At 71.5% G+C, this 17465-nt stretch carries 18 protein-coding genes; 3 read left to right on the top strand and 15 right to left on the bottom strand.

Annotated features, from left to right (window positions below; genetic code table 11):
- Nucleotides 1–4: 4 nt before the first annotated feature.
- Complete coding sequence (locus tag HTZ77_RS38780; protein ID WP_175594734.1) at nt 5–238, bottom strand: hypothetical protein; 234 nt, start codon at nt 236–238, stop codon at nt 5–7.
- An 87-nt stretch (nt 239–325) separates the two neighbouring features.
- Between HTZ77_RS38780 and HTZ77_RS38775 the strand changes: the two genes are divergently transcribed.
- Entirely contained in the window at nt 326–931 is a 606-nt protein-coding gene (locus tag HTZ77_RS38775) for a Uma2 family endonuclease (RefSeq protein ID WP_407940635.1), read from the top strand.
- A gap of 54 nt (nt 932–985) precedes the next feature.
- On the opposite strand, the gene HTZ77_RS38770 is transcribed toward HTZ77_RS38775, so the two are convergent.
- From HTZ77_RS38770 to infC, 7 genes are all read right to left on the bottom strand, one after another.
- Nucleotides 986–3541, bottom strand: coding sequence for a phenylalanine--tRNA ligase subunit beta (locus HTZ77_RS38770; protein WP_175594733.1), 2556 nt, complete (start codon nt 3539–3541; stop codon nt 986–988).
- Nucleotides 3541–4581: a phenylalanine--tRNA ligase subunit alpha gene (pheS, locus tag HTZ77_RS38765; protein ID WP_235995797.1), complete on the bottom strand. Its 1041-nt coding sequence runs from the start codon at nt 4579–4581 to the stop codon at nt 3541–3543. Before pheS ends, HTZ77_RS38770 begins: the two co-directional genes overlap by 1 nt.
- Nucleotides 4582–4724: 143 nt before the next feature.
- Nucleotides 4725–5807 (bottom strand): sensor histidine kinase, encoded by a 1083-nt coding sequence (locus tag HTZ77_RS38760; protein ID WP_328809026.1) that lies wholly within the window; start codon nt 5805–5807, stop codon nt 4725–4727.
- A 321-nt stretch (nt 5808–6128) separates the two neighbouring features.
- Nucleotides 6129–6932 (bottom strand): TrmH family RNA methyltransferase, encoded by an 804-nt coding sequence (locus HTZ77_RS38755; RefSeq protein WP_175594731.1) that lies wholly within the window; start codon nt 6930–6932, stop codon nt 6129–6131.
- Nucleotides 6933–7044: 112 nt separating this feature from the next.
- Nucleotides 7045–7428: a 50S ribosomal protein L20 gene (gene rplT / locus HTZ77_RS38750; protein ID WP_175594730.1), complete on the bottom strand. Its 384-nt coding sequence runs from the start codon at nt 7426–7428 to the stop codon at nt 7045–7047.
- A gap of 24 nt (nt 7429–7452) precedes the next feature.
- A complete protein-coding gene (gene rpmI, locus HTZ77_RS38745; RefSeq protein WP_043622108.1) occupies nt 7453–7647 on the bottom strand; it encodes a 50S ribosomal protein L35 in 195 nt (64 codons plus the stop codon).
- 123 nt (nt 7648–7770) lie between these two features.
- Nucleotides 7771–8454, bottom strand: coding sequence for a translation initiation factor IF-3 (infC, locus tag HTZ77_RS38740; RefSeq protein ID WP_328809025.1), 684 nt, complete (start codon nt 8452–8454; stop codon nt 7771–7773).
- Between the two features lie 264 nt (nt 8455–8718).
- Here infC and HTZ77_RS38735 point away from each other — a divergent pair, with 264 nt between their 5' ends.
- Together HTZ77_RS38735 and HTZ77_RS38730 are read left to right on the top strand one after the other, a co-directional pair.
- Entirely contained in the window at nt 8719–8976 is a 258-nt protein-coding gene (locus HTZ77_RS38735) for a type II toxin-antitoxin system Phd/YefM family antitoxin (protein WP_175594729.1), read from the top strand.
- A complete protein-coding gene (locus HTZ77_RS38730) occupies nt 8973–9389 on the top strand; it encodes a type II toxin-antitoxin system VapC family toxin (protein ID WP_175594728.1) in 417 nt (138 codons plus the stop codon). Before HTZ77_RS38735 ends, HTZ77_RS38730 begins: the two co-directional genes overlap by 4 nt.
- Here the strand turns inward: HTZ77_RS38730 and HTZ77_RS38725 are convergent.
- From HTZ77_RS38725 to HTZ77_RS38695, 7 genes are all read right to left on the bottom strand, one after another.
- Nucleotides 9355–10290 (bottom strand): shikimate dehydrogenase family protein, encoded by a 936-nt coding sequence (locus HTZ77_RS38725; RefSeq protein WP_175594766.1) that lies wholly within the window; start codon nt 10288–10290, stop codon nt 9355–9357. The genes HTZ77_RS38730 and HTZ77_RS38725 overlap by 35 nt on opposite strands.
- Before the next feature lie 307 nt (nt 10291–10597).
- Entirely contained in the window at nt 10598–11755 is a 1158-nt protein-coding gene (mltG, locus tag HTZ77_RS38720; RefSeq protein WP_175594727.1) for an endolytic transglycosylase MltG, read from the bottom strand.
- 232 nt (nt 11756–11987) lie between these two features.
- Nucleotides 11988–13136, bottom strand: a complete 1149-nt coding sequence (gene mltG, locus HTZ77_RS38715; RefSeq protein WP_328809024.1) for an endolytic transglycosylase MltG — start codon at nt 13134–13136, stop codon at nt 11988–11990.
- Nucleotides 13137–13548: 412 nt separating this feature from the next.
- A complete protein-coding gene (gene ruvX / locus HTZ77_RS38710) occupies nt 13549–14031 on the bottom strand; it encodes a Holliday junction resolvase RuvX (protein ID WP_175594726.1) in 483 nt (160 codons plus the stop codon).
- A gap of 1 nt (nt 14032) precedes the next feature.
- Nucleotides 14033–16705: an alanine--tRNA ligase gene (gene alaS / locus HTZ77_RS38705; protein ID WP_175594725.1), complete on the bottom strand. Its 2673-nt coding sequence runs from the start codon at nt 16703–16705 to the stop codon at nt 14033–14035.
- A 44-nt stretch (nt 16706–16749) separates the two neighbouring features.
- Entirely contained in the window at nt 16750–16980 is a 231-nt protein-coding gene (locus tag HTZ77_RS38700; RefSeq protein ID WP_175594724.1) for a hypothetical protein, read from the bottom strand.
- Nucleotides 16977–17393: a DUF948 domain-containing protein gene (locus HTZ77_RS38695; RefSeq protein WP_175594723.1), complete on the bottom strand. Its 417-nt coding sequence runs from the start codon at nt 17391–17393 to the stop codon at nt 16977–16979. The genes HTZ77_RS38700 and HTZ77_RS38695 overlap by 4 nt, the downstream gene beginning before the upstream one ends.
- Nucleotides 17394–17465 lie beyond the last annotated feature (72 nt).

Here is a 17465-nt window from a genome sequence, read left to right as displayed (position 1 = left end):
GGCGTCACCCGCTCTCGCGCCACCCGTCGTACTCCTCCACCAGGGCGTCGACCCGCTCCCATTGCGCTTTGTCCAGCCCTTCGGCCACGACGAGCCACTGCGCGTCCTCGGCGTCGTCCTCCCCGGCCAGGGTCTCGCGCACCACGCGGGGCGTGCCGAGCTCCGGGAACCACTCGCCCAGCGTCTCCGCGACCTCCTCGGCGTCGTCCCGCTCGGCGAACACCAGCAACTCCCTCATGACATGGCATTGTGCCGCAGATTCATCAAACGCCGCGTGTTGCGAGGTTTACTGACCGTGAACACGGTAGCTTGTTACCGTAGGACCATGACGGCAGAAGCGGTGAGCCTGGAGATGGAACGACGTTCCCTACCCGACTGGGCCTTCCCGCCACCGGGAGGCTTCAAGGCCGAGGACCTCGATCACATTCCGGATCTGCCTGCGCACACAGAGTTGATTGATGGAAGCTTGGTCTTCGTGAGCCCCCAAGCTTCCTTCCACATGCTCGTGGTGGATCTCCTCGTCACCGCATTGCGGCGCTGCGCCCCGGACGACGTGCTCGTTCGGCGAGAGATGAGCGTCATCCTCGACGAGGATCTGCGGCCGGAACCGGACGTCTGTGTCATCCGGGCGGACGCTGAGAAGAGCCTGCGCCAGACGTTCTACCGGGGCTCCCAGGTCCTCCTCGCCATAGAGGTCGTATCCCCCGAGTCCCGCAGACGTGACCGGCAGCGTAAGCCCGTGCTCTACGCGGAGGCGGGAATCCCGCACTTCTGGCTGGTGGAGGACCACGACGAGAAGCCCGTCGTCCACGTCTTCGAACTGCAGCCGGCCACGCGCACGTACGCACCGAGCGGTGTCTTCCACGACCGCCTCAAGCTGACCGTCCCGTTCGACATCGACATCGACCTCACCGAGATCGAACGGATCTGACGCGCACGACGAAGGGCCCGGTACCGCAGTACCGGGCCCTTCGCACGTGGATCGTCAGACGCCGCGGAGCTGGGCCCCCACGCGGTCGGCCGCCAGCGCGACCGCCGCGTCACGCGCCGCCGTCGTCTCCTCGACCGTCAGCGTGCGGTCGGCGGCGCGGAAGCGCAGCGTGTACGCCAGCGACTTGTGGCCCTCGCCCACCTGCTCGCCGGTGTAGACGTCGAACAGCCGGATCGACTCCAGCAGCTCGCCCGCCCCGTCGCGCAGCGCCGCGGCCACGTCGGCCTCTGGCGTGAAGTCGGGCACGATGAGCGCGACGTCCTGCGTCGCCACCGGGTAGGCCGACACCCGCGGCGCGTCCACCGGACCCGGCAGGACCGCCTCCAGGCGCGACAGCTCCAGCTCCATGGCCGAGGAGCGCGGCGGCAGGCCGTAGGCCTCGATCACGCGCGGGTGCAGCTCACCGGCGTGGCCGACGAGCGTGTCGCCCACGTAGAGGGCGGCGCAACGGCCCGGGTGCCACGGCTCGTGCTGGTCGGCGACCACCGACAGCTCGATCCCGGCCTCCGCGGCGACGAGCCGCGCGGCCTGCACGGCGTCGGCCCAGCACTCCTGCCGGCCGCGACCCCACCATCCGGACCGGTCGAACTCCCCGGCCAGCACGACCGCGACGCGGCGCGGCTGCTCGGGCAGCGCGGCCTCGATGGCCGCCAGCTCCTCCTCCGCCGGCCGGCGGTCCACGCCGGGCGTCGGGGCGACGGCGGGGGCGTCCTCGCGCGGCCGGTACACCGCGCCGGACTCGAACAGGGCCACATCGGTGAAGCCGCGCCCGACGTTGCGGGCCAGCGTCTTGAGCAGGCCCGGCAGCAGCGTGGTGCGCAGCAGCGGCTCGTCGTCGGCCAGCGGGTTGACCAGCCGGGCCGCCCGGCGGCGGGCGTCGTCGGCGGGCAGCTGGAGGCGGTCGAGGTCGGCCTCGCCGATGAACGGGTAGGCCAGCACCTCGACGTACCCGGCGGCGGCCAGGGCCCGGCCGACGCGCCTGCGCAGCCGCTGCTCCTCGGTCAGCCCGGCCCCGGCCGGGGCCTTGGGCAGGACCGACGGCAGGTGCTCGTAGCCCTCCAGCCGGATGACCTCTTCGGCCAGGTCGTTGGGGTCGGTCAGGTCGGGCCGCCAGGACGGCGGCGTCACCGTGATCATGTCGGGGCCGGTCACGGCCAGCCTGGCCGCCAGCTCGCCGCCGGTGACCACGCCGGTCGGGTCGACGGCGCCCCTGCGCACGGCCGGGTCGTCGCCGTCGGCCACGACGCAGCCGATCTGCTCCAGCCGGCGGACGACGGTCTCCTTGGTGTACGGGACACCGGCGACCGTGCCGGGGTAGCCGGCCGGGATCGCGATGCGGGGCGGCTCGGCCTCGGCCTCCGCGTGCGTGACGCCGCGCCCGGGGGTGCCGCCGCCCAGCTCGGCCAGGAGCTGCACGGCCCGCCACGACGCGGGCAGCGGCAGCTCGCGGTCGACGCCGCGCTCGAAGCGCTTGGACGCCTCCGACACCAGCTTGTGCCGGCGCGACTCGCGGGAGATGCCGGTGGCCGAGAAGTGGGCCGCCTCGATGACGATGTCGGTCGTGGACTCGGAGATCTCGCTGTCGAGACCGCCCATCGTGCCCGCCATCGACAGCGGGCCCGCCTGGTCGGTGATGAGGATGTCGTCGGCGTCGAGGTCGCGGACCACGTGGTCGAGCGTCTCCAGCCGCTCGCCGGGCCGCGCCCTGCGCACGACGATCTCACCGGTCAGCTTGGCCCGGTCGAAGGCGTGCAGCGGCTGGCCGAGCTCCAGCATGACGTAGTTGGTGACGTCGACGGCCAGCGAGACCGGCCGCATGCCGGCGCGCGCCAGGCGCACCCGCATCCACAGCGGGCTCGGCGCGGCCGGGTCGAACCCGGTGATCTCGCGCAGCACGAACCGGTCGCAGGCGGTCGGGTCGCCGATGGAGGCGGGCCAGGCCGTGCCCTCGGCCTCGGGCAGCTCGACGTCGGCGGGGTCGCGGAACGGCACGCCGAAGGCGGTGGCCGCCTCACGGGCCACGCCCCGGATCGACAGCGCGTAGCCGATGTCGGGAGTGATCTCCAGCTCGATGACGTCGTCGCGCAGGCCGAGCAGCTCGACCACGTCGGCGCCGACCGGGGTGTCGGCGGGCAGCACCATGATGCCGCCGTGCTCCTCGCTCAGGCCCAGCTCACGCTCGGAGCAGATCATGCCCTCGGACATGCGGCCGTAGGTCTTGCGGGCGCCGACCTCGAACCCGCCGGGCAGCACGCCGCCCGGCAGCACGACCGGGACCCGGTCGCCGGCGGAGAAGTTGGTGGCGCCGCAGACGATCTCGCGGGGCGTCGCCTCGCCCGTCTCGACCTTGCAGTGCCGGATCGGCTTCTTGAACCCGGTCAGCTCCTCGATCTCCAGGACCTCGCCGACGACGACGTTCTTGACGTCGTGGCCGTAGGAGGCGATGGACTCGAGCTTGAGACCGGCGGCGGTGAGCCGGTCGGCCACCTCGTGCGCGGTGACGGCGGGAAGATCGACATACTCCCGCAGCCAGGAGAGCGGGACCCTCATCAGATCTCCATTCCGAACGGGAGCGTGAAGCGCACGTCTCCCTCGACCATGTCGCGCATGTCCTCGGCGTTGTGGCGGAACATCAGCGTCCGCTCGATGCCCATGCCGAACGCGAATCCCGAGTACCGCGCCGGGTCCACCCCGCAGGAGACCAGCACGCGCGGGTTGACCATGCCGCAGCCGCCCCACTCGATCCAGCCCTCGGACTTGCAGGTGCGGCAGGGCGGGTTGCCGGGCACCGCCGAGGCGCCGCGGCAGACGAAGCACTTGAGGTCCATCTCGGCCGACGGCTCGGTGAAGGGGAAGTAGTTGGGCCGGAACCGGGTCGTGATGCCCTCGCCGAACATGATCTCGGCGAAGCGGTCGAGCGTGCCCTTGAGGTGGGCCATCGTCAGGCCCTCGTCGATCGCCAGCCCCTCGACCTGGTGGAAGACCGGGGTGTGGGTGGCGTCGAGCTCGTCGGTGCGGAACACCTTGCCCGGGGAGATCACGTACACGGGCAGCTCACGCTGGAGCAGCGCGCGGATCTGCACCGGGGAGGTCTGGGTGCGCAGCACCATGCCGGAGTCGGCGGAGCCGACGAAGAAGGTGTCGTGCTCGGAGCGGGCCGGGTGGTCCTGGGCGATGTTGAGGGCGTCGAAGTTGAACCACTCGCCCTCCAGCTCGGGCCCCTCGGCCACCTCGTAGCCCATCGCGACGAAGGTGTCGGCGATGCGCTCCTGCATCGTGGTCAGCGGGTGGCGGGCGCCGCGCGGCTGTCGGTCCCAGGGAAGGGTGACGTCGACGGCCTCCTCGACGAGGACGCGCGCGTCACGCTCGGCCTCCAGCTCGGCCTGGCGGGCGGCCAGGGCCTGGCCGATCGCCTTGCGGGCGGTGCCGACGCGCTTGCCCGCCTCGGCGCGGGCGGCCGGCGGCAGGGCGCCGATCTCGCGGTTGGCCAGGGCGATGGGCGAGCGGTCGCCCGCGTGCGCGAGGCGGGCCTGCTTGAGGTCGTCGAGGCTGCCGGCCGACGCGATGGCGTCGAGGGCCTCCGCCTCCATGCGGGACACCTCGTCGGCATGCAGCGGTGTCACCTCGACGGGGTCGTAGTCAGACAAGAGTGAGCTCCGTATCCAGGGCTTGAGCGGTCAAGAGTCTAACGGTGGAAGCCCACCGGCCGACTCGCGCATTCGGGCGAAGCGCTTCAGGCGAAGTCGGGCGTGCCGGTGGGCACGGTAAATCGGAACTCCGCGCCGCCCTCGGGCGCCCGCTGCACGGTGATCGTGCCGCCGTGCGCCTCGACCAGGCCCTTGACGATGAACAGGCCGAGCCCGGTGCCGCCGCGGCGGCGGCTGTTGCCGCGCCAGAACTGCCGGAAGACGCGCGGAGCCAGCTCGGGCTCGATGCCCTCGCCCTGGTCGCGCACCGACACGGCCACTCCCCATCCGACGGACTCGATGACGATGGTCACGGTGCCCCGGCCGTGGCGCACCGCGTTCTCCACCAGGTTACCGAGAATCTGGTCGATCTTGTCCTGGTCGAGCCACATCTCGGGCAGGTCGTCGCCGACGACGAGGCGGAAGCGGTCCTCGGGCTCGCCCGCCGCCACGCGCCCGGCGACGACGCGGCGCGCCCGCGCGGGCACGTCGACGACCTGGCGGCGCACCTCCAGACGCCCGGACTCGATGCGGGACACGTCGAGCAGCTCGGTGATGAGCCGGGTCACGCGATCGGCGTCGTTGTTGACGGTCTCCAGCATGACGCGCTTCTGCTCGTCGGTGAAGCGGGTCCACTTGGCCAGCAGCGTCGCGGTGAAACCCTTGACGCTGGTCAGCGGCGAGCGCAGCTCGTGGGCGACCGTGGAGACCAGGTCGGCGCGGCTGCGCTCCAGCCGGGCGCGGGCACCGCCGTCCCGTAACGTGATCGTCACCCGCGCGACGTCGCCGCCGCGGGCGGGCTCGCGCACCAGCCGCGCCGCGACGTGCAGCTCCTGCCCGCCCGGCAGGTGCAGCGGGCGCTCGGGCACGCGGGTGCGGGTGCGCAGGCCGCCCTGCGGGTCGAGGGCCTTCCACCACTCGCGGCCGTCGTGGTCGCGGAACGGGAAGACCTCGTCGATGTCCTTGCCCACGGCCCGCGCGGCGGGCACTCCGGTGAGCCGGACGGCGGCCCGGTTGACGGCGAGGACGCGACCGAACCTGTCGGTCACGATGAGGCCGTCGGGGAGGTCGTCGACGGCGATCGAGCACGCGGCGACGATCTCCTGACCGCCGGTGTCCGCTCCGTGCACGACCTCGCCTCCTCCGCCTACAAGGCCGACAATAGCGGGTTTCCCGTCGCCTAGGGGACTCGCCGCGAGGCTGCCTATGGCAGCGGGGTGGCCGGTTCATGCCATCGCCCACGACAGGTCGGCCTTCCGTCCCCGCCCCGTCACGCGAGGGACAGGTGTGGCCTCCCGGGACCAGCTCCCATGATCATCGCTAAGGGCCTCAGGTCGTGCTGAGGGCGGGCCTCAGGGGGCGCACGGGTACGGGCCTCAGGTCGCGCGCTGGGCGCGGGCCTCAGGTCGCGCGCTGGGCGCGGGCCTCAGGTCGCGCGCTGGGCGCGGGCCTCAGGTCGCGCGCTGGGCGCGGGCGGAGGCGTACAGGCAGACGGCGGCGGCGGTCGCCAGGTTGAGGCTCTCGGCCCGCCCGTAGATGGGCACCCGGACCACGTCGTCGGCCTCGGCGAGGATCTCCTCGGGCAGCCCCCACGCCTCGTTGCCGAAGATCCACGCCGTGGGGCCGGACAGGTCCACGTCGTCGAGGGTGTGCTTGCCCGCGCCGTCGGCCGCGAGGACCCGCAGGCCGCGCTCCTTGAGCCGGCGCACGGCGGCGGACACGGGCGCGCCGGTCACGACCGGCAGGTGGAAGAGGCTGCCGGCGCTCGCGCGCACGCACTTGCCGTTGTACGGGTCGACGGAGGCGTCGGTGAGGATCACGGAGTCGGCGCCGGCGGCGTCGGCGGCCCGCATGACGGTGCCGGCGTTGCCGGGGTCGCGCACGTGCGCGAGCATCGCCACCAGCCTGGGCTCCCCGGTCAGCGCCTCCTCCAGCGGCACGTGCACCAGCCGGCAGACCGCCAGCAGCCCCTGCGGGGTGACGGTCTGGGACAGCTCGGCCATGACCTCGCCGCTGGCCCGGTGGATCGGGACGTCCTGCGCGACGGCCTCGGCGACGATCTCGGGGTGGCGCGACTCGGCCTCGGCCGTGGCGAACAGCTCCACCGTCACGCCGTCGAGCCTGAGCGCCTCACGCACCGCCTGGGGGCCCTCGGCCAGGAACTTGCGGTCCTGCTCGCGGAAGGCCCGCTTGGTCAGCCGCCGGGCCGCCTTCACGCGCGGCGACTTGACGTTGGTCAGCTCGGATCCCGCCATGCTCTTCCTGCTCCCCCTGACTGTGCTGCTCGCACTGGCCGCACATACGGCAAAGGGCCCACCGTGAGGTGGGCCCTCGGCTGGAGCCCAAGGTGGGGCTCCCTCACATGTCTCAGCTCGCGGCCGGAGCGTTCACGTTCGCCGGCAGCGCCTTCTTGGCGGCCTCGACGAGCGTGGCGAAAGTCTGGCTGTCGTTGACCGCGAGGTCAGCCAGGATCTTGCGGTCGACCTCGACGCCCGCCAGGCGCAGCCCCTGGATCAGGCGGTTGTAGGTCATGCCGTTCTGACGGGCAGCGGCATTGATGCGCTGGATCCACAGACGACGGAAGTTGCCCTTGCGGTCCTTACGGTCGCGGTAGGCATAGGTCATCGAGTGGAGCATCTGCTCCTTGGCCTTGCGGTACAGCCTGGACCGCTGGCCTCGGTAACCTGCCGCCCGCTCGAGGACGACCTTGCGCTTCTTCTTGGCGTTGAGCGCCCGCTTCACGCGTGCCATGTTTCTTCTCCCCGGGGGTTCGCGCTACTTGGCGAGCAGCTTCTTGATCTTCTTGGAATCGGCGTCGGAAAGGACGACCTCGTTCTTGAGACGGCGCGTCAGCGTGGACGACTTCCACTCGTTGTAGTGCGCGCGGTTGGCACGGCGACGCTTGATCTTGCCCGTGCCGGTGAGCCGGAACCGCTTCTTCGCACCACTGTGCGTCTTCATCTTCGGCATGTCGCCGTCTCTCCTCAATTCGGTCGTGCCGGTGGCCGGGCCGGTGCTGGCCGACCCGGTCGCGGCGTCTTCGTCGTGCTGGTGGCTGCTCGGGGTGCTTGTAAGGCTAACCCCTACCGCGGGTCACGCTTCCTGTTCGGAAGGAACCTCTGCGGAAGCATCGTCGCCACGCTGAGCCTTGGCCGCCGCCTTCTCGGCCTTGGCCTCGGCCTTCTTCTTGTGCGGACCGATCACCATGATCATGTTACGGCCGTCCTGCTTGGGCTGGGACTCCACGAAGCCGAGCTCCTGGACGTCCTCGGCCAGCCGCTGCAGCAGCCGGAAGCCGAGCTCCGGACGGGACTGCTCGCGACCACGGAACATGATCGTCACCTTGACCTTGTCCCCCGCCTTGAGGAACCGCACCACGTGACCCTTCTTGGTCTCGTAGTCGTGCGGGTCGATCTTCGGCCGGAGCTTGATCTCCTTGATGATCGTGTGCGCCTGGTTCTTGCGCGCCTCGCGCGCCTTCATCGCGGACTCGTACTTGAACTTGCCGTAGTCCATGAGCTTGCACACGGGCGGTCGAGCCGTGGCCGCGACCTCGACGAGGTCAAGGTCGGCTTCCTGGGCGAGCTTCAGGGCATCGTGAATGGAGACGATGCCGACCTGCTCGCCGTTCGGGCCCACGAGGCGGACCTCGGGAACTCGGATACGCTCGTTGATGCGGGGCTCAGTGCTGATGGGGCCTCCTAGGTTTGCGATCCCTACGTGCTCGTCGTGCCGGGGAGCTTCCGCGAAACGCGAAAAGCCCCGCACGTCGCGCATGCGGGGCCACTGAGCTCTTCGGCGTCGTGGCCTTCAAGCTCCCCGGAGTAGTCCGGCGTGATCCTTTACCCGGACGCCTCGCGGCGACTCGGGTGGGAGGGAGACCTCCGCTTGCGCGTCCAGCAAGTCATGCCGGACCGATCAGAGAGCTACATTACCACAACCGTGTGGCTAGCTCGAATGTTCCCTCCCGGCAGCCTGCGCCTCCGCTAGAGTCGGCAGCGTGAGCACCCCCTGTCCAGTCTGTCCAGATTGGAGGCAATGATGAGCGTCTGGCAGTTGCAGGAAGCGAAGCAGCGCTTCAGCGAGGTCGTGCGCCGGGCGCACGACGAGGGCCCGCAGATCGTGACCCGTCACGGGGAGGACGTGGCGGTCATCATCGACATGGCGGAGTACCGCCGGCTCAAGGGCGACGAGCCCGACTTCAAGGAGTTCCTGCTCAGCGCGCCGGATCTGAGCGAACTGGATCTCACGCGTTCCAAGGACCTTCCTCGCGAGGTCGACCTCGGGGATGTCTGGTGAGCTACCTGCTCGACACCAACGTCGTCTCCGAGATGACCAAGCGCACCAGGAACCCGAACCTGCAGGCCTGGCTGGACGCGGTCAACGGCCCGACGCTGTACCTGAGCGTCCTCGTCCTCGGCGAGATCCGGAAGGGCGTCGAACTGCTGCGTCGTCGCGACGTGACACAGGCGGGCGCGTACGAATCGTGGCTCGACCGGCTGCAACGGGAGTTCAGAACACGCATCCTCCCGGTGACGCTGGACGTGGCCGAGGAATGGGGACGGATGAACGCCAAGCGCCCCCTTCCCGTCGTCGACGGTCTCATCGCGGCCACGGCCAGCGCGCACGGATGGATTCTCGTCACGCGGAACGTCAAGGACTTCGCCGACCTCGACGTCAAGATGGTCGATCCGTTCGCGTGGTCCGCCTGAGGATCTCGGCCTCGCCGGCCGCGCGCATGGCCTCCACCGGGACGTCCGTGCGGCCGGTCATCAGCTCCACCTGCCGCACCGCCTGGTGCAGCAGCATCGCGAAGCCCCCCACGACCGTGCCGCCCGCCGCGCGCACCGCCGAGGCCGCGCGGGTCGGCCAGGGCGAGTAGACCACGTCGAACAGCGCCGGCACCCCGGCCAGGGCGTCGGCGTAGGCGTCGGCCGCGCCGCCCGGCAGCGTGGAGACGACCAGGTCCACCCCCAGCGCCGCGTCGAGCTTGTCGAACGTCTCCACCGCCAGCGCCACGCCGAGCCGTTCGGCCGCCTCCGTCGTCTCCGTCGCCCGGGCCGGGTCGCGGACGAGCAGCGTGGCGGAGCGCAGGCCGAGGCCGCGCAGCGCCGCGAGCGCCGAGGCGGCCGTGGCGCCGCCGCCGAGCACGGTCGCCGAGCCGGGAGCGGGCACCCCCGCCTCCGCGAGCGCCTGCCGGACGCCGTGAACGTCGGTGTTGTAGCCGTGCGCGCCGCCGTCGCGGAACACCACGGTGTTGGCGCCGCCGACCTCGGTGACCGGTTCGGTCACGGTGTCGAGCAGGGGCAGCACCGCGCGCTTGAGCGGCATCGTGAGCGACAGGCCCGCCCAGGCGTCGCCTCCGTCGGCCCCGTCGGAGGGAGCTCCGCCTGAAGGGGAGCCGCCTGAAGGGACTCCGTCGGCACGGGCTCCGCCGGCGGGGTTCTCGCCGCGCACCGGCCGTAGCCGCCGGAGGGTCTCCGGCAGCGCCGCCTCGTCGCACTCGATCGCCTCGAAGCTCCACCCGGCCAGCCCCATCGCCGCGTACGCGGCCCGGTGCAGGCAGGGCGAGAGCGAGTGCGCGATCGGTGAGCCCATCACCGCGGCCCGCATGATCACCTGCCCCTTCACGCCTTTCCGAACTGCGAGCACCCTATCGCCCCGCGAGGAGGCGCCCCGCGTCCCAGGGCCCCGTCCCCCACGCGCCGGACGGAGCGGCGTACCGCGGGTCTCCGCACACGACGAGACGGCGCACCGTACCCGGCGAGGCGGCGCACCGCGGTCTCCGTACCCGGCGCGGACGCCTCCGGACACGGCGAGGGCCGCCCGCGTGCGTGCGGGCGGCCTTCGTGACGACCGTCCTCCCCCGGCGGCCCCTCGTGCGCGCGGACGGATCCCGCGCCCGAAGGGCCCTGGTCGTTCAGCCGCCGTTGCGGTGGTACTCGTCCAGCAGCTTCTTGAACTCGGCGTCCGTGGTGGCGAACTTGGTGACGTTGCTGTCCGGGTCCGTGGCCACGAAGTACAGCCAGTCGCCCTTCTCCGGGCTGAGCGCCGCCTCGATCGCGTGCTCGCCCGGGTTGGCGATGGGACCCGCCGGCAGCCCTTCGTGCATGTACGTGTTGTACTTCGTGTCGATGCGCGTCTCGGCGAGCGTGGCGGCCGTGCGGTACTTGCCGAGCCCGTACATGACCGTGCTGTCCATCTTGAGCTTCATCGGCGGCTGGTGCTGGAGCCGGTTGTAGATCACCCGGGCGATCTTGGGCATGTCCTCGTACCGGCCGGCCTCGGCCTGGATGATGCTCGCGATCGTGATGATCTCGCCCGGCGTGCGGCCCAGGCTCTTGGCGCCGTTCTCCAGGCCCGTCTTGTCGGCCTCCTGCTCGAAGCGCTCGACCATCTTGCCGAGGATGTCCGCCGGGGTGTCCTTCGGCTGGAACTCGTACGTGGCCGGGAAGATGTAGCCCTCCGGCTTGCCCTTGGCGTACCGGGGCAGGTCCAGCGCGCGGGCGCTGCGGGCCGCGGCGAGGAACTCCTTCTGCGGCTTGCCGGTCTGCTTGGCGAGCTGGGCGAGCGTGTCGGACAGGCGCAGGCCCTCCCTGATCTGCACCCGGACCAGCAGGCGGTTGCCCGAGTCCAGGAGCTTGACCGCGAGGGCGGCGGACATGCCCTTGCGCATCGTGTACGAGCCGGGCTGGAGCGAGGCGCTCTTGCCGGCGGTGGCGATGGCGTTGGTGAACGCCTGGGCGCTGGCCACGACCCCCTGCCGCTCCAGCTCCAGGGCGACGTCGGAGGCGCTCTGGCCCTCCTTGATCTCGATCACCACGTCGCCCTTGCCCTGCCCCGTGTAGTCGTCGGGGACGAGGGCGCCTCTGAGCCACTGGTAGCCGAAGTAGCCGCCGCCGCCGATGATGCCGGCGAGGACGATGAACGCGAGAAGCGGGGCGATGAAGCGGCCGCGGTTGCGGCGCCTGCGCCGCCTCCGGTTGCCGCTTCTGCCGGAACCACGGGACCGGCGCCGGTCACGACCTTCGTCGTCGTCCTCGGCGCCCAGCAGGAAATCCATATCGAGCTCGCTCATAGGTGCGCTGGCCAATCTCCCGGTTCGGCACGCCCGCCGTCAAGCGGCCGGACCGAACGATGGGGGGTCACCGTACGGAACGGGGGGATCCGCCGGTCGTGCGCCGATGCCCCGGGGCCGTGACTCTCCGTAGCCGTGCGGGGCGACGGAAGGAGCGGCGGCGTCCCGGCTCCGTGACTCCGCCCGCGGATCTCGCCGATCCTCCGGGGGGTGAGGGGCGTCGCGGGGAGCATCAGTTCGTCCCGAGGTTTTCGTTCAACTCTTCCCGGTATCTCACGAACTCGCTCTCTTTGTCGGTGAATTTGGTGATTCTATGCGTCGGATTGGTGGTCACGAACCAGTACCAACCTCCCTTGGCCGGGTGGAGCGCCGCGCGCAGCGCCCGCACCCCGGGGTTGGAGATCGGCCCAGGTGGCAGCCCTCTGCGCGTGTACGTGTTGTACGGAGAGCCGACCTTGGTCTCGCCGGGCGACAGGCGGGTCGCCCGCTTCCCCAGCGCGTACAGGGCGGTGGAGTCGATCCGGAGCGGCAGGTCGCGTCCCAGCCGGTTGTAGATCACCCTGGCGATCTTCGGATAGTCCGCGGCGCGGCCCGGCTCGGCCTGCACGATGCTCGCCACCGTGACGGCCTCCAGCGGGGTCAGGTCCATCCGGGCCGCCCGCTCCTCCAGGTCGAGCCGGTCGGCGACGGTCGCGAAGCGCTGCACCATCGCCGCGAGCAGCCCTCTGGCGGTCGTGCCGTTCCCCGCCTCGTACGTGGCGGGGAACAGGAAGCCCTCCAGGCCCCGGGCGTAGTCGGGCAGTCCGACCTGGCGCGAGTCGACCGCCCGCAGGTCGGCCAGCGGCACGCCGGCCTGCTTGGAGATGCGCCGCAGGGCCTCGTCGAGCCGCAGCCCCTCGGGCAGCGTGATCCGCCGCACGGGCTGCGCGCCGGACGCGACGGCTCCGCCGTCCTCGGGCTGCTCGTCCGGGCTCAGGTACGGCTTGAGCAGCCCGTACGCGGCCGCGGCGAGGACCAGCGCGAAGAGCGTGAGGCCGCCGATGACGACGGCGGCCCGGCGCACGCCTTCGCGCCGCCCCACGGGCAGCGGCAGGGTGTCGGCCTCGTCGTCGCCTTCGCCCCCGCGATCCCCCTTGGCGCTGCGGTTCTCTTCGCCGCTGCTCTTCTCGGCCGCTTCGTCGCCTCGCCGCTGGGGCACCTCGCGACTCGGCCTGTCCTCCCCTCGCGCCCGGGTCGTGTCGCGCCCCAGCCCTTCCGCGGCGTCGTGCCCTGGGGCGTGGGCCGCGGCGTGCTCCTCGCTTGGCGTGGAGGAGGGGGTCGGTAGGTGGGGGTCGTCGGCGCGGGGCTCCTCGTCGTGCCCCCGCGCCGCTCCCCCGCTCACCGAGTCGCTCCGCGCCAGCCCGGGCGGGGTCCGCTCAAGGCGCCGGCCCCGGTCGAGCGACAAGGCCCGGTCAAGCGACAGAGCCCGGCCAAGCGACAGAGCTCGGTCGAGCGAAGGGACCAGGCAGCCGATGAGCGGCCCGAGAGGCCAGTGCGGCGCGCCCTGCTCACAGGGCGGCTCGTCAGTTCGACGCGGCCGGCCCCCGTCGTAGGACGACTCGTCAGCTCAGTGCGACCGACCCCCGTCGTAGGGCGACTCATGGGACGAGAGCGACCCGGTCCCGTCAAGGGACAGCTCACCCGATCAGAGGGACCGCCCCCCTTCGCGGAGGGGCTCATCCGATCACAGCGCCCCTCCCCCCTCGAAGGACGGCTCATGAGACCGGGGTGACCGGCCCCCCTCGGAGGGCGGCTCATGAGGCCGGCCCGGCGTCCGCCGTGGACGGCGGATCGACGGGCCTGCCCGGCGGCGCGCCGGTGGCTCTCTCGGAGTCCAGGGCGTCCTGCAGCAGCACCACGGCCGCCGCCTGGTCCACCACGTCGCGCTGCTTCTTGGCGCGCACCCCGCTGGCCCTCAGCCCCTGCTGGGCGGCCACGGTGGTGAGGCGCTCGTCGAACAGCCGGACCGGGGTGGGCGCTAGCCGCCCGGCCAGCGCGACCGCGAACGCGCGGGCCAGCTCGGCGGCCTGCCCCTCGCGGCCGGACAGGGAGGTGGGCAGGCCGACCACGACCTCGATCGCCTCGTGCTCCGCCACGATGACGGCGATGCGGTCGAGGTCGCCCTTGCCGCGCCTGACGGTCTCGACCGGCGTGGCCAGCATGCCCGACGGGTCGCTGCGGGCCACGCCGATCCGGACGGATCCGACGTCCACGCCGATCCGTGAACCGAACCGCATGTCAGCCGAGCTGTCCCTCGATGGCCTGCTCGACCAGTCGCAGGGCGTCGCCGATCGCCTCCGGGCGCGTGCCGCCGCCCTGCGCGACGTCGTCCTTGCCTCCACCGCCACCCCCAAGAGCCTTGGCGGCGACGCCGACCAGTTTCCCGGCCTTGAGCCCTCGCTCGCGTCCCGCCTCGTTGACCGCGGAGACCACCACGGGTCGGTCGGAGGGGACGCCGGCGATCACGACGACCGCAGGCCTGTCGGCCGGGAATCTGCCACGCACATCAAGCGCGAGCTTACGCAAATCATCACCGGTCGTGCCATCAGGCGCGCGGTGTGTCACCACAGAGACGCCCTGCTGGTCACGGGCCTGCCCGGCCAGCTCGCCGGCCACCTGGAGGACCTGGGCGGAACGAACCCGCTCCAGCTCCTTCTCGGCGGTGCGCAGCCGGGTGACGATGCCCTCGATGCGCTCGGGCAGCTCCTCGCGGCGCGCCTTGAGCTGCTCGGTGAGCTGGGCGACCAGCACGCTCTCACGGGCCAGGAAGCGGAAGGCGTCGATGCCGACGAGCGCCTCGACGCGGCGCACGCCCGCGCCGACCGACTGCTCGCCGAGCACCTTGACCAGGCCGAGCTGGCCGGAGCTGTGGACGTGGGTGCCGCCGCACAGCTCGCGCGAGTAGTCGCCGATCTCGACCACGCGGACCTCGTCGCCGTACTTCTCGCCGAACATCGCCAGCGCGCCCATCGCCCGGGCCTCGGCCTGGGAGGTGTAGAAGGCGTTGACCTTGAGGTCGTTGATCAGGACGGCGTTGACCTCGTCCTCGACGTCGCGCAGCACGCTCGGCGGGACGGCGCCGGCCGCGGTGAAGTCGAAGCGGAAGCGGCCCGGGGAGTTCTCGGAGCCGGCCTGGGCCGCCGACTCGCCCAGCGCGTTCTTGAAGCCGCGGTGGACGAGGTGGGTGGCGCTGTGGCTGCGCGAGATCGCGCGGCGCCGCTCGAGGTCGATCTCCGCCTGCGCCTCGTCGCCGGTGCGCAGCTCGCCGGAGCGGACCTTGCCGCGGTGGACGACCAGGCCCGCGAGCGGCGACTGCACGTCGACGATCTCGACCTCGGCGCCGGCCGTGCGGATGACGCCCTGGTCGGCGAGCTGGCCGCCGCCCTCGGCGTAGAACGGGGTGCGGCCGAGCACGACCTCGACGGTCGAGCCGGCGCCCGCCGCCGGGACGGGCACGCCGTCGACGAGGACGCCGACGACGGTGGTCTCGGCCTCGGTCTGGTCGTAGCCCAGGAACTCGACCCGGCCCGCCTTCTCCAGGAGCTGCCCGAAGACGGAGATGTCGGCGTTGCCGGTCTTCTTCGCCGCGGCGTCGGCCTTGGCCCGCTCCCGCTGCTCCTTCATGAGGCGGCGGAAGCCCTCCTCGTCGACCTCGAGACCGTGCTCGGAGGCCATCTCCAGGGTCAGGTCGATCGGGAAGCCGTAGGTGTCGTGAAGCTGGAACGCCTGGTCGCCGGAGATCGTGCTGCCGGACTTGCGCTTGGTCTCCTCGACGGCCACGTCGAAGATCGCGGTGCCGGTGCGCAGCGTGCCGAGGAAGGACGCCTCCTCGGCGTCGATGACCGCGTGGATCTGCGGCGCGTCGGCCTTGAGCTGCTCGTACTGCTGGCCCATGACGTCGATGGCGACCGAGGTGAGGTCGTGCATGTAGCGCTCGTCGCCGGAGCCGAGCAGGCGCAGGTTGCGCACGGTGCGGCGCAGGATGCGGCGCAGGACGTAGCCGCGGCCCTCGTTGGCGGGCATGACGCCGTCGGCCACGAGCATGGTGCCGGTGCGCACGTGGTCGGCGATGACGCGCAGGTTGACGTCGGCGCGCGGGTCGCGGCCGTAGCGGGTCTTGGTCAGCTCGGCCGCGCGGTCGAGGATCTTGTAGGTGGTGTCGATCTCGTAGATGTTGTCGACGCCCTGCAGTATCGCCGCCATGCGCTCCAGGCCCATGCCGGTGTCGATGTTCTTGCTGGGCAGCTCGCCGCTGATGTCGAAGTCGATCTTGCTGCGGACCTGGCTGAGCTGGTACTGCATGAACACGAGGTTCCAGACCTCGAGGTAGCGGTCCTCGTCGGCGACGGGGCCGCCGTCCTTGCCGTACTCGGGACCGCGGTCGTAGTAGATCTCCGAGCAGGGGCCGCCGGGGCCGGGCACGCCCATGTGCCAGTAGTTGTCCTCCAGGCCGCGGCGCTGGATGCGGTCGGCGGGCAGCCCGACCTTGTTGTGCCAGATGTCGAACGCCTCGTCGTCCTCGTGGTAGACGGTCGCCCACAGCCGGCTCTCGGGGAAGCCGAAGCCGCCGTCGGACTCACTGCGGGTGAGCAGCTCCCAGGCGAACGGGATCACCTCGGCCTTGAAGTAGTCGCCGAAGGAGAAGTTGCCGAGCATCTGGAAGAACGTGGCGTGACGGGTGGTCTTGCCGACCTCTTCGATGTCGGGCGTGCGGACGCACTTCTGGGCGGTGGCCAGCCGTGACCCCGGAGGCTTGCGCTGCCCCAGGAAGTACGGCTTGAACGGCACCATACCCGCGTTGACCAGGAGAAGCGTCGGGTCCTCTGCGATCAGGCTGGCCGAGGGCACTATCGTGTGCCCACGCTCCTCGAAGAAGCGCAGGAAGCGGCGCGCGATCTCTGCCGACTCCATGGTGGCCATCCTTTGCGTTAGTCGTGTGTGATCGATCTGCGGCGTCAGTCGCCTTGACCAGCCTGGTCAAGGCCGAACCTGGCGCGCAACTCGGTTTCGCGCTCGGCAGCCTCGCCGAGGGCGTCGGAAGTAAAGTCTCTCACCCGCGCGAGCATGCCCGCCGCGCCGGCGGCCGTGCGGCGGGCCACGTGGTCGGGTTGGAGCGCCTGGAGCCGGCGCATCACCCACAGGGCGATGAACGCGCCCAGGGACAGGTAGAACAGCCGCCGGATCACGGGCGCCGCCCCGCCTGGCCCACGGACCGGCGCCCGGCCTGGCCGGCGGGGCGGGCCCCGCGCGGACGGCGGGCCTCGATCGCCCGGCGGACGCCGTGGACGAGCGAGGACACCTTGATCAGGGGGCCGGTGAAGATGGTCTGCGTCACGGCGCTGAGCTTGGCGGCGTGCCCGCTGACCTGCTTGAGGTCCTGGGCGATGGCCTCGACGGCGACGAGCTGCCGGTTGGTCTCGTTGACCGTGACGCTGACGTCGTCGAGCAGCGGCGCGACGCGGCTGCTGAGGTCGGAGACCGCGCGGGTGGTCTCGGTCAGCAGCCTGGCGAGCCTGACGAGCACCATGGTGAGCACGCACACGAGGACGATCCAGCCCGTGGCCGCGATCAGCCCGGCGACCTCTCCAGCGGTAAGCATCCGGTCATCTCCCTCGTACGCTGCGCCGGAAATGCAAGAACCCTATCGCGTTCGGGGACCCAGGTTACTGGG

The sequence above is a fragment of the Nonomuraea montanisoli genome, from assembly GCF_013363975.1.
In the GTDB taxonomy this organism is placed as follows: Bacteria; Actinomycetota; Actinomycetes; order Streptosporangiales; family Streptosporangiaceae; genus Nonomuraea; species Nonomuraea montanisoli.
Note: the sequence above shows the minus strand (reverse complement) of the source record. Positions and strands in the feature narration are given on the sequence as shown.